The organism is Streptomyces purpureus (genome assembly GCF_014648195.1).
In the GTDB taxonomy this organism is placed as follows: Bacteria; Actinomycetota; Actinomycetes; order Streptomycetales; family Streptomycetaceae; genus Streptomyces; species Streptomyces purpureus.
In genome coordinates, this window is the sequence record NZ_BMQQ01000041.1 from 34614 (window position 1) to 46045 (window position 11432).

Annotated in this window: 13 protein-coding genes and 1 pseudogene; 6 read left to right on the top strand and 8 right to left on the bottom strand. The window is 70.1% G+C overall.

The genetic code is table 11. The features are described from left to right. Nucleotides 1–157 precede the first annotated feature (157 nt). Both IEZ01_RS31890 and IEZ01_RS31895 read right to left on the bottom strand, forming a co-directional pair. Nucleotides 158–613 (bottom strand): annotated as a pseudogene (locus IEZ01_RS31890) (SRPBCC family protein); the annotation flags it as partial. Nucleotides 614–813: 200 nt separating this feature from the next. Further along, entirely contained in the window at nucleotides 814–1386 is a 573-nt protein-coding gene (locus IEZ01_RS31895) for a hypothetical protein (RefSeq protein WP_189205198.1), read from the bottom strand. A 337-nt stretch (nucleotides 1387–1723) separates the two neighbouring features. On the opposite strand from IEZ01_RS31895, the gene IEZ01_RS31900 reads away from it, so the two are divergent. The 4 genes from IEZ01_RS31900 to IEZ01_RS31915 all read left to right on the top strand — a co-directional run bounded on the left by IEZ01_RS31900 (nucleotide 1724) and on the right by IEZ01_RS31915 (nucleotide 4933). Continuing rightward, on the top strand, nucleotides 1724–2284 hold the full coding sequence (locus IEZ01_RS31900) for a mycothiol transferase (RefSeq protein WP_078513215.1): 561 nt from the start codon (nucleotides 1724–1726) through the stop codon (nucleotides 2282–2284). Between the two features lie 152 nt (nucleotides 2285–2436). Further along, nucleotides 2437–2898: a MarR family winged helix-turn-helix transcriptional regulator gene (locus tag IEZ01_RS31905; protein WP_189205200.1), complete on the top strand. Its 462-nt coding sequence runs from the start codon at nucleotides 2437–2439 to the stop codon at nucleotides 2896–2898. Nucleotides 2899–3055: 157 nt separating this feature from the next. Beyond that, complete coding sequence (locus IEZ01_RS31910) at nucleotides 3056–3757, top strand: DUF6882 domain-containing protein (protein WP_019883941.1); 702 nt, start codon at nucleotides 3056–3058, stop codon at nucleotides 3755–3757. Nucleotides 3758–3799: 42 nt separating this feature from the next. Then, complete coding sequence (locus tag IEZ01_RS31915; RefSeq protein WP_019883942.1) at nucleotides 3800–4933, top strand: winged helix DNA-binding domain-containing protein; 1134 nt, start codon at nucleotides 3800–3802, stop codon at nucleotides 4931–4933. A gap of 15 nt (nucleotides 4934–4948) precedes the next feature. On the opposite strand, the gene IEZ01_RS31920 is transcribed toward IEZ01_RS31915, so the two are convergent. Next, a complete protein-coding gene (locus IEZ01_RS31920; protein WP_019883943.1) occupies nucleotides 4949–5866 on the bottom strand; it encodes an aminoglycoside phosphotransferase family protein in 918 nt (305 codons plus the stop codon). 206 nt (nucleotides 5867–6072) lie between these two features. Here IEZ01_RS31920 and IEZ01_RS31925 point away from each other — a divergent pair, with 206 nt between their 5' ends. Beyond that, complete coding sequence (locus IEZ01_RS31925) at nucleotides 6073–7362, top strand: S1 family peptidase (RefSeq protein WP_229833316.1); 1290 nt, start codon at nucleotides 6073–6075, stop codon at nucleotides 7360–7362. A gap of 90 nt (nucleotides 7363–7452) precedes the next feature. Here IEZ01_RS31925 and IEZ01_RS31930 read toward each other — a convergent pair whose 3' ends face one another. Further along, nucleotides 7453–8046, bottom strand: coding sequence for a TetR/AcrR family transcriptional regulator (locus IEZ01_RS31930; protein ID WP_019883945.1), 594 nt, complete (start codon nucleotides 8044–8046; stop codon nucleotides 7453–7455). Between the two features lie 102 nt (nucleotides 8047–8148). Here IEZ01_RS31930 and IEZ01_RS31935 point away from each other — a divergent pair, with 102 nt between their 5' ends. Beyond that, a complete protein-coding gene (locus IEZ01_RS31935) occupies nucleotides 8149–8568 on the top strand; it encodes a VOC family protein (protein ID WP_028797184.1) in 420 nt (139 codons plus the stop codon). A gap of 53 nt (nucleotides 8569–8621) precedes the next feature. Here IEZ01_RS31935 and IEZ01_RS31940 read toward each other — a convergent pair whose 3' ends face one another. The 4 genes from IEZ01_RS31940 to IEZ01_RS31955 all read right to left on the bottom strand — a co-directional run bounded on the left by IEZ01_RS31940 (nucleotide 8622) and on the right by IEZ01_RS31955 (nucleotide 11245). Next, a complete protein-coding gene (locus IEZ01_RS31940; protein ID WP_019883947.1) occupies nucleotides 8622–9218 on the bottom strand; it encodes a DUF2867 domain-containing protein in 597 nt (198 codons plus the stop codon). 51 nt (nucleotides 9219–9269) lie between these two features. Next, entirely contained in the window at nucleotides 9270–9614 is a 345-nt protein-coding gene (locus tag IEZ01_RS31945; protein ID WP_189205202.1) for a hypothetical protein, read from the bottom strand. Next, nucleotides 9611–10135: a DUF3995 domain-containing protein gene (locus IEZ01_RS31950; RefSeq protein ID WP_189205204.1), complete on the bottom strand. Its 525-nt coding sequence runs from the start codon at nucleotides 10133–10135 to the stop codon at nucleotides 9611–9613. The genes IEZ01_RS31945 and IEZ01_RS31950 overlap by 4 nt, the downstream gene beginning before the upstream one ends. A gap of 135 nt (nucleotides 10136–10270) precedes the next feature. Further along, nucleotides 10271–11245 carry an NAD(P)-dependent alcohol dehydrogenase gene (locus IEZ01_RS31955; protein ID WP_189205206.1) on the bottom strand — a complete coding sequence of 325 codons (975 nt, stop codon included), beginning with the start codon at nucleotides 11243–11245 and terminating at the stop codon, nucleotides 10271–10273. Nucleotides 11246–11432: the final 187 nt, after the last annotated feature.

The window sequence follows — 11432 nt, forward strand, 5'->3', positions numbered from 1 at the left end:
CCGGCCGCTGGTGTCAGCCATGCCGCATGTCATCGGGGTCGGGGGGCAGGGTCCTGCCGGTGGATCCCCTCATTCCGGGGCCGGGCGTCTCCCGGATGGGCGCGTCGGTGGGGGTCATCCCGGCCTGGCCGCCGGACGGCATGCCGCCGCCCTGCGCGTCCGTCGGGCTGATCCGGCCACGCCAGCCGCGGCTTTCGCCGCTCTCCTCGATGAAGCCCTTGAAGCGCTTCAGGTCTCCCTTGACGCGCCGGTCGACGACGCCGAGGGCGTCACCCATCTTCTCGGGCATCCCCTCGGGCTCGAAGTCCATGGCGAGGCTCACGCGTGTGTGGGCCTCGTCGAGGGGCTGGAACGTGACGACGCCCTTCTGCTTGACGTCGCCGCCCACGGTGCGCCAGGAGATGCGCTCGTCGGGCAGCTGGTCGACGATCTCGGTGTCGAATTCCCGCTCGACCCCGGCGACCTTGGTCCGCCAGTGGCAGTGCTGGTCGTCGAGTTGCCTGACGTCCTCCACTCCCTCCATGAACCTTGGGAACTCCTCGAACTGAGTCCACTGGTTGTAGGCCATGCGCAGCGGAACATCCACGTCGATGGACTGCTTCACCATGCTCACGGTTTTTCCCTCCGTCCATCAGGACAATTGGGTTCATTTCACCGCGTACCCCGACCTGACCAACTCATTCCCTCGACCTGTATGCCACCGGGCCTCCTCCCGCGCCTGCCCAGACTCGGCGGAATATTGCCTTCCGATCGGCAGCTGGGCCGCACGCCAGGCGTAGCGGCCGGTAGCGGTGCGTACCGGTGGAGCGGAGCTCAGCAGAGCTCGTAGATGCAGTAATGCTCACTGCTCTCCACGAAGCAGTAGGTCGTGCCGTCCTCCTCGACTTCGACGTCGTTGCATCCGGGATCCGCGCGAAACTGCGGCGATGCGTGGCCGCCGCAGGGACCGCACGGCCCACCCCCGCGCCGGGCGCCGGAAGAGACGCGCTGGGGACCGCCCTCCCGGCGTCGGATGATGAAGGGCGGGGCTCCGGTGCCGCGGGCATGCGTCGACTTCCTGGCTCCCGAGAGTTCGGATGCTTTGACGCTACGGAAGGACTCGATGACCACCTGCGCGTCGGCGTCGATGGCGAACTCGCGGATCTCGTCGCCCGCAGTGGTCCGCCGGCCTGTGCCGGTGCTGTCGCGCAGAGCCTCTTCGCCCACCCAGACGATCGGGCCGTCGGCGCACGGGCACGGGTCGGTCACGCACACGCACAGCTGGAATGGCTGATTGCCGGCCCGCCGGAGCGGATGGTCCCCGGAAACGTCCAGCGGCACGCCGGTGACTGTCGTTGTCGTGGCTCTGGCGAATTTGTTCGCCCTCGCCTCTTCATAAGTGGCCATAGCAACTCCGTACCTGGATCCGGAAGACCGCCTCAGTATTGATCCGGCCCGGTCAAGCCATGCCTCGACACGCTGCCGATACGCCTGATACGACGCCGTCGTCTCAGGAGAGGCTCCGGTACGGAGAAGTGACGGCCCACGGCAGTTGCCCGCGCCCGCCGCGCTCTGCGGGACGCGCTGCTCCCCTGCGAGACGGACGGACGGTCAGGCTCGCAGCGACGCCTGGCTGGTGGCGGCGACCTTCTGACCGGCCGGTCCTCCGCGTCGGCGGGGGCGGCGAAGGTGATCTGCGAAAAACCGGTGGCGGAATCCGGCCGTCGCACACGACCATGCGCGCATGAGTAGTCAACCCGCGCGATGGACCCAGGCGACCGTCTACCCCGACATGTGGGCCGACCCGGACGACGACCCTCGAGAGAAGGACGGTGCCAGTCCGGAGGGCGAGCTTGCCACGCTGCAGGACTTCCTGGAGGGCTACCGCTTGACCCTGCGGATGAAGTGCGACGGTCTGAACGCGGAGCAGCTGGCCCGTCGGTCGGTTCCGCCGTCGACGATGTCGCTGCTCGGCCTGGTTCGGCACCTCGCCGAGGTGGAACGGGACTGGCACAACTGGATCCGTGACGGCGACCCGCTGCCGAAGCTGTACGGGAAGCGTGACGCGGACTTCGAGGGAGCTGTCGCCGACCAGACCGTGGTCGACGCCGCGTACGCCGATCTGGAGCGCGAGCAGGCCGCGACCGACGCCGCGCTGGCCGCGACCGAGGACCTGGGCGCGCGCGTGGGCAAGGAGGGGATCGCGGTTCGAGAGCTGATGGTGCACCGGATCGAGGAGTACGCCCGTCACTGCGGGCATGCCGACCTGCTGCGCGAGTGCGTCGACGGCCGGGTGGGCCAGTAACGCGGGCGGCCCCGCCCTGGGTCCGCGTCCCGGACGCGGACCCGGCAGGCCGAGTTCATCCCGGGCTGACAGGGCACGACCCCTTGACCTCAAGTGAACTTGAGATTTTACGGTGACCTTGTTCAGCCGATCACCAGCTCAGGGGGCACACCATGGAGACCGCGACGTACTCGGACCAGGAGCTCGCCGCTCAGCCGGTCGCCTACTGGACCGGGATGGCCTATGAGGAGATCATCGGGTTCATTCGTGGCCGACAGGCCGAACTCGGCTTCACCCAGCCGCAGTACTGGATCCTCAGGCACCTGTCGAAGAACGACATCTCGGTCGACGGTCACGGCATGACCGTCGCCGAACTCGTCGAAACCATGAGAACGTACCTGCGGTCCGAGGACGATCTCGCCGCGGAAGCCCTGACCATGCTGGACCGCGGATGGGTGACGCGGGACAGTGAGGGGCGGCTGTGGATCACCGACGCCGGGGACGCCGCGCGGGCGGACCTCAAGGCCCACGCACCCGCCTGGCGTGAGCAGATGCACGCGGGCATCGACGACGCCGATTACGTGACGACGCTGAGGGTGCTCCAGCGCATGATGCGCAACGTGGCGGCGAGTTGAGCCGTGGGGGAGCGGCGCGGCGGCGCAGACTTGGTGCGGTTCGAGCTGAAGGGGCCGCCGACGGTCGCGGCACCGCTCCCGCTCCCCTCACCCTCACCCTCAAGTTGCCTCGCATCGGCGGCCGATCGCCCCTGCCACCTGTCATAAGGTCATGCGCATGATCACGACCTTCAGCGACCCGTTCCTCCGCCTCACCGAGCGGCACTCCGCCTGGGGTGCCGAACAGCTCGAGACCTTCAACGAGTTCATACCCATGGGCGAGTGGAGCGCCGACCTCGGGCAGTGCCTGTACCGCCAGTCCGGGCGCGAGCTGCGCATCTCCCTGCTCGGTACGTTCGACACCGACGATCAGTCGTGGCTGTGGGCCTGGGCCAACCCCGGCTTCGAGGGGTCGCCGGTGGTCGAGGCCGCGGGGAAGGCACGGCGGTACGGGCAGGAGCACGGTCTGCCGGAGTTCACGAACGAGCTGATCCACCTCGCCGGCCACGAGGACCCCCGGCGGGCCGCCGAGACCCTGGCCTTCACGGCGATGGGGGTTCTCGGCGCCGCGGGGTACATCGGCGTCCAGGCCAACCCGAGCGCCCGTGCGTACATGGTGCCCGACGACCCGCAGGTGCCCCGCGCCGAGCCGAACGCGATCACTCTCCCTCGCGTGCTGATGTCCGGCGCCGCCCTGCTCGGCGGCTCCGCCCGGGAGGTCGTGGACGGCTACTTCGCCCACCATGAACTCCCCCGCCGCGCCGGGGCCGACCGCATCAGCGCCGGCCTCCCCGACGGCGGCACGGTGGACGTGCTCTTCGACGACCTGGACCGCATCGCGTCGGTGCACGTCAACACCGGCTCCCCGTCGGCCGTCTGACCAATGGCCGGCTCAGGGCGGTACACGGCACAATCCTCGGCCGTGGAGATCACCTCGCGCGCACTCAACAGGGCGACTCTCAGCCGCCAGCTGCTGCTACGGCGGGAGTCGCTCGACGTCGTCGACGCGGTCCGTCGCCTGGTGGCGCTGCAGGCGCAGCACGCGGCTTCGCCGTATCTCGCGCTGTGGAACCGGCTCGAAGGCTTCGCACCGGCCGATCTGGACGCCGCCTTCACGGACCGTACGGTCGTCAAGGCGACCTTGATGCGGATCACGCTGCACGCGGTTCTCGCCGATGACTACGAGGTCTTCCGTGCGGCGATGAGGCCGACGCTGTACGCCTCCCGCCTCGGTCACCGTTTCGCCGCCGCGGGACTCACGCCCGCGGACGCGGAGGAGTTGGTGCCGGGGCTGCTGGCGTTCGCCGACCGGCCGCGAACCATCGCCGAGATGGAGGCGTGGCTGGAGGAACGGCTCGGTACGGAGAAGAAGGCCGGGGCGTGGTGGGGTCTACGGGCGTACGCACCGCTGCTGCACGTCCCCACGGGCGGACCATGGTCCTTCGGTTACCGTCCGTCGTACGTGGGTCTTGAGCCCGCGCAGGGGGCCGAGGTGGATGCCTCGGAGGCGCTGCGGACCCTCGTCCTGCGCTACCTGGAAGGGTTCGGTCCCGCGTCGGTGGCGGACGTGGCGCAGTTCGCGATGGTGCAGCGCAGCCGCGTCCGCCAGGCGTTGCGGGCGCTCGACGGTGCCGTGGAGCAGATCGACGGACCTGACGGCGCTGTCCTGTTCGACCTTCCCGGTGCCGCGCGCCCGTCGGCCGGCACACCGGCACCGCCCCGGCTGATGGGGATGTGGGACAACGTCCTGCTGGCTTACGCCGACCGCAGCCGCCTGATCCCGCCGGCCTACCGCCCGCTGGTGATCCGTATCAACGGGGACGTACTGCCCACGCTGCTGGTCGACGGCTACGTCGCCGGTGTCTGGCGACCGGTCGAAGGGGGGATCGAGGCGACGGCGTTCCACGATCTCCCCCGCGGCGTGTGGGACGGGCTCGCCGAGGAGGCCGCGTCCCTGACGGCGTTGCTGGCCGACCGCGATCCCCGGGTCTACAGCCGCCACCACCACTGGTGGGCCAAGCTCCCCGATGCGCGGGTGCGAACGCTGCCGGGCTAGGGCGAACAGGCAGGCTCACCGGGGGGCCGCGGCGATGAGGCGTCGTAGGGCGGCCTGGGCGGGTGGGCCCCAGGTGGGTTTGCCGCCGGGGCGGCCGTGAACTCCGGCCTCTCCGACGAAGATGCCGCCGAGGGCACGCCACACCGCCCAGCCGCGGGCCCGGCGCAGGGTCGCGGCGTCCGGGGCCGGCTGGTAGGCGCGGTAGAAGCGGTCGGCGGCGCCGTCCGGCAGCAGCGCCCACGCGGCGGCGAGGTCACAGGCCGGATCGCCCGCGCAGAGGTCGCCGAAGTCGATCACGCCGCAGAAGGTGCCGTCCGCGGTGAGGACGTTGGCCGGATGCAGGTCGGCGTGGAGCCAGAGTGCGGGACCTGTCCATTCGGGTGCGGCAAGGGCGTCTTCCCATACCGCGCGGACGCCGTCCGGATCGGGGAGCAGTCCCCGCTCGGTGGCGGAGGCGAGCCCTTCGGCCACCTGCTCGGCGTGGTCGGCCAGCGGGCCTCCGCGGCCACGGCCGACCGGCGCCCCGTCGGGAGCGGGCCGGTGAAGAGCCGTCAGGAAGGCGGCCAAGCTGTCGGCCGCGTCCGCGGCGCGCGTGGCGGGGGCACGGTCGGCAGGCGAGCCCGGCACCCAGGTGGTGACGATCCAGGGCCGCGGGAACCGCTCGGAAGGCTGCCCAAGGCGCTGTGGGACGGGGACCCGCAGAGGGAGGCGCGGGGCGAGTTCAGGCAGCCAGGCGTGCTCCTTGAGCAGCAGTTCGTCGGCGGAGAGCGTTGCCCAGGGCAGCCGGACAGCAAGGTCGTCGCCAAGCCGCCACAGTTGGTTGTCCCAGCCACGCGCACCGAGCCGTAAAGGGCGATCGGCCAGGTCGGGATGCTGGTCGCGCAGCAGATCCCGGACCAACTTCGGGGTGATCTCGATCTCGGCGTACGTCATACGGAGCAACCGTAGTCGCCCCGCCGGCCCGCCTGTCCCCCTTTCCGGCACGGGGCCTTCGGGGGGCGCCGTGTCCGACCGGCAGACCATGACTTCACGCATGCGATGAACAGAACCCCTCCCGTCGTACGTATGAGAGGCCGGACGCGTCCCCCCAGGTCGCCCTCTCGGCGACCGCAGTCCGTACCCTCGCAGGAGGCGAAGAGTTGAGTCACAGGCGAATACCCAAGCGGAAGGCGATTTTCGCGGGGGCCGGGGCGGTGGGTGTCGCCGCGGCGGCGATCCTGCTGCCGCAGGCGAATGCCTCGCAGGACGGCGCCGGGGAGCAGGCGGGCTCGCCGAGAAAGCTGAGTGCCGCCGCGGCCGCGGAGGTCCTTCAGCAGCTGGGCAAGCAGCTCGGCGACTCCTACGGCGGCGCGTACTACGAGGCGGACAAGCAGCAGCTCGTCGTCAACGTCGCGGGAGGCGGCGACCGGGCCCAGGCCGAGGTGGAGAAGGCCGGTGCCGTTGCGCGCGGGGTGCGCAACAGCGTGCCGACGCTCACCTCCGCCATGGGCTCGCTGAGCGACAAGGCGTCGGTCCCCGGCACCGCGTGGGCCGTCGACCCACGGACGAACCAGATCCTGGTCACCGCCGACCGTACGGTCACCGGCGAGCGTTGGGACAAGGTTGAGCGCGCGGTCCGTTCGCTGGGCGACGGTGTCGCCCGCATCCAGAAGTCCAAAGGCGAGTTCAAGCCGTTCATCGAGGGCGGCGACGCCATCTTCGGCGGCGGCGCGCGCTGTTCGCTCGGCTTCAACGTCACCACCCAGGACGGCCAGTCCGGCTTCCTCACGGCGGGGCACTGCGGTGTCGCCACCGAGCGGTGGTCGGAGCAGCAGAACGGCCAACCCATTGGAACCGTACAGGAAGCCGTCTTCCCCGGGGCGGGCGACTTCGCACTCGTGACGTACGACGACCCCAACATTGAGGCTCCGAGCGCCGTCGACACCGGCGACGGCCGGACCGTGGAGATCAAGCAGGCGGCCGACGCGGCGGTCGGTCAGCAGGTGTTCCGGATGGGCAGCACGACCGGCCTGCGGGACGGCCAGGTGACCGGACTGGACGCCACCGTGAACTACCCCGAGGGCACGGTCTCGGGACTCATCCAGACCAACGTCTGCGCGGAGCCCGGCGACAGTGGCGGCGCCCTGTTCACCCGGGACGGAGACGCCGTCGGCCTCACCTCGGGCGGCAGCGGCGACTGCACCTCGGGCGGCGAGACGTTCTTCCAGCCGGTGACCACAGCCCTGGACGCCGTCGGCGCCCAGATCGGCGCGGGTGGTGCCGGTGATGGCGCCGGTAACGACAACGGCAACGGCAACGGAGGTGGCGCCGGTAACGGAGACAGCAATGACGACGGTGGCGCGGGTGACGGAGAGGGAGGTGACGGGGGCAACGGCGGTGCCCACAGCGGGGGCATCGAGGACGGCGGCCGAGGGAACGGCATCGGCTGACGCCTAGGCACGACAGCGGCCCTGGACATCGACCATGTCCAGGGCCGCAGCCGTGTCGACGGCTCTGGTCGTGATGCTCGCCGTCGGCCGTCAGTCCGTGCGCAACGCCTCGAGCAATTGCCTCAACGCCTCCCGCGTGTGTTCCAGGTCCCCGGGGTCGCGGGAGGCCGCCAGCCAGAGTGCGGCCTCGTTCATCGCCCCCGACAGCAGGTGGACCAGAGGCGCGACCGGCCGGGGCGCGATGATGCCCGCGTCGACGAGGGAGGTCAGCGCGTCGGCGAGGTGTCGGCCTGACGCGGCTTCGTCCATCGCGCGCCACTCGGCCCACCCCAGCACAGCGGGCCCGTCGATCAGCATGATCCGCTGGATGTCCGGATCGGTGGCTGCGGTCAGGAACTCCTGGCAGCCCGCGGCGAATTGGCCCCAGGGATCGTCCTGGCCGTCGGCGACCGCGGCCACGCGCCGTCCCACCTCCTGCTGCACCTCCTCCAAGACGGCATGGAAAAGCTCCGGTTTGCCGGCGAAATGGTGGTAGAGCGCCCCCTTGGTCACCCCGGCGGCGAGGACGATCTCCGCCAGGCTGACCGCGGCGTAGCCACGGTCGGAGAACAGACGCCTGCCCTCCCGCAGCAGCGCCTGCCTGGTCTGTTCCCGCTGCTGCACCCGGACGCCACGCTCTGACATCGCTCTCCTTCTCTCCGAACTTCTCTCCGAGACACCCTTTGACATACCAACGGTACGCGAATACTTTTCACATACCAACGGTACGCGAAAGAGGTTTCCGGTATGCAAATAACCAGCTTCTATCCGGTGATCGGCACGGCAAGGCTGGAGGAGTCCCACGACTTCTACACCCGGCTGCTGGGGTTCAAGACGACGTTCGCGACGGACTGGTACGTCAGCCTGCGCCACGACGGGGAGCCCGGCTACGAACTCGCCCTCCTCGACCACACCCACCCCACCATCCCGGACGGCCACCGCGTCCCCGCCCAGGGGCTGCTCCTCAACTTCGAGGTGGCGGACGTCGACGCGGAGTGGGACCGGCTCGTCGTGCGCGAAGGGCTGCGGCCCCTCCTTGAGTTGCGCAGCGAAGACTTCGGGCAGCGGCACTTCATCGTGGCCGACCCGAACGACGTCCTGATCGACGTCATCACGCCCATCCCACCCGCGCCGGAGTACGCCGCGCAGTATGTCGATCAATCGTGAGCCTGTAGGGCCGCGACAGAGTCACGCGGCCCGTCGGGGCCCCCGCCAGGCCTTCATCGGGCCTCGGCGTGGGCCGACCAGTCACGTTTGATCGTGCGCATGAGCGCCGGCAGCACGATGAGTGAGCGGAACGGCTTGATCGCGGCCATGTACGCGGCTCCGAGCAGGCCGTTCGGCTTGATCAGGACCGTCATCTGGCCGCGGTACGCGCCGGATTCGTCCTGGACCCAGGCGACGTGCATGACGGAGTGGACGGTCCGGTTGGCCATCTCCGACGCCCATTCGTCGGGGAGCAGGTAGATCGAGGTGAGCGGGACGTCTGTGAAGTCCGGACCCCGGGGCGCCTCTTGCAGATCGCTGGGAAGGTTGTCCCGCAGTGAGATCACGCGGGAGCCGACACCGGCGTTCTTGTTGTCCCAGCCGAGCAGGGCACCCAGCTTCTCCCGGACCCTCCAGAGGAACCGGACCACGACATTGGCGCCGTCAGGAAAGCTGCTGTCCGAGTCCGAGACCATGGTCGACACCAGCCGGGGGAAGTCGTCGGGGCCGCCCGGCGTCGGCAGTGCCCAGACGTCCTCCACCTGGAAGCCGTCGGCGACCTCGTGTATGCGCCAAGGGCGCCTGGTGTGGGCCGAGTTGGGGAGCTTCATGTCAGGTCCTCCGTAACAAGTGCGTGGGCAGTGGGTCGCGGGCAGGAACGGTCATGCGGTCGGGGGAGCGCTCGACGGCTCGGGTGCGACGGGTGTGACGGGTGTGACGGGTGTGACGGGCGTGGCGGGTGGCAGGCCGAGCAGGCCTCGGACGGCGCGGGTGGCGAGTTCGGTGTCGTGGGGTGCGTGGCCGGCGAGCTCGATGCCGAGCGCCTCCACCACGCCGAGGTACGCCGATGCCATGACCGCCGCCGGCGGCCCGGGCGGGATGGCGCCGCTGCTGCGCGCGGCGGAGATGAGAGCGGCGCAGTCGGCTTCGAGCCGGCCGACGATCTCCGTGATTGCCCGGCCGACCGGATGGTCCTGGCCGGCGAACTCGACCCTCAGGGTCATCATGACGTTGGCCACGTCCCGGCGGCAGTAGACCGCATGCGCAGGCGCTGCCACGCGGCCGTGCCGAGGGTGATGCCCCATATGAGGAAGAGGCCGTACCAGAAGAGGCCCCATGCGGCCTGCGGGTGGGCGTCCTTGGCGGCGAAGGCCGGGGAGGAGACGACGCGCTCGGCGGCGAGGAGGTACTGCATCGCGAAGTAGGTGAAGCCCCAGAGGGACATGCCGACGGCGGCGATCAGCGCCGGCACCGCGATGAGACGGTCCGGGAGGCGCCGGCCCCAGGGGTGGACGAGGGCGACGGCGAGCAGTGCCCCGAAGACGGACACCGCGCCCATCACCCAGTAGCCGATCGCCGCCTCCATGGTGCCGTGCGGGGCGGTGGCGAAGTCGCCGGGGAAGGTCGCTCCGACGCCGGCTCCCCACCAGAAGTGCGGTGCCGCGTAGGCAAGTGCTGCCGCCGCGGCCGTGTAGGCGGCCCAGGTGGACTGCCGACCCGGCAGAGAGATCGCGGTCACGGCGGTCATGAGGTCCTCCAGAAGTCTCGGCTTCCGGGCGGCCTCTTCGTCCCCCGCCCGGCACCAACTCTCCGCGAGCAGACCCCCCTCGCGGATCGTGCACCCGAACGATCACCGTCTCCCCCGCACGGGGGAGACGTCTCGTCAGACGGTGATGGCGACCTTCGCCCGGGCGTGCTCCCCTTCGACGTACCGGATGGCGTCGGGTATTTCGGCCAGTGGGTACGTCCGGTCGAGGACCGGGGCGACCTTTCCGGCCTCGACCCATTCCCTCAGCGTCGCCAGGTTCTGCTTGCTCGGTGTCGCCGTGAGGACGAGCAGCCGGTGGCCGACGAAGCGGGACAGGGTCTGGCCTTTGATGATGAGGCCCATCGGCCCGATCAGACTGCCCCCTTCGAACACGCCGCCGCCGGAGAGGACGAGCGTGCCGGTGGGGGTCAGTGCGCGCCGGCAGTCTGCCAGTGAGCGGTTCCCGACCAGGTCGAGGACGACGTCGTAGCGCCGTCCGCCGGTGGTGAAGTCTTCCTGGGTGTAGTCGATGACATGATCCGCGCCGAGCCAGCGGACCAGGTCCACATTGCGCGTACTGCACACACCGGTGACGTCTGCCCCGAGCGCCTTGGCGATCTGTACGGCGAAGGTCCCCACCCCACCCGACGCACCGTTGATCAGAACCTGCTGCCCGGGTCCGACCCGCCCCAGATCGCGCAGGCCCATCAGGGCGGTGTTCCCCGCGAGGGGCAGCGCCGCCGCCTGTTCGTACGTGAGGTTGGTCGGCATCCGCTCCACGACCTCCTGCGAGGCGGACACGTACTCGGCGAATGCCCCGTCGGCCTCGCCGAACACGTCGTGACCGGGACGCAGCCGGTGCACGTCCTTGCCCACCGCTTCCACCCGCCCCGCGAAGTCCGTGCCCCGGATCCTCACCTTCGGTCTGCCAAGGCCGAGGGCAAGGCGTGCGACGTACGGGTCGCCCCGCATGAGATGCCAGTCGCGCGCGTTGACCGCGGCCGCGTGGACCCGTACCAGCACCTCGTGGTCACCGATGGTTGGCTTCTCGACCTCGCCGCACTCCAGTACGTCCGGTGAGCCGTACCGGTCCTGCACGATCGCCTTCATGCCGCCTCCGTGACGTCCCGCGTTTCGCTGAAGCCGGTCCGCCTGACCGGAAGATCAGCCCCGCTCGTCACGGTACGTGAGCGGCGCCGGCGCAGGCATCGGGGACAGCCCCTAGTAGTGCTTTGTTAGGCGGTGTCGTAGGACTGCCACGGGGTGGGTTGTCGGCAGGTGGGGCAGTGGCCGGTCC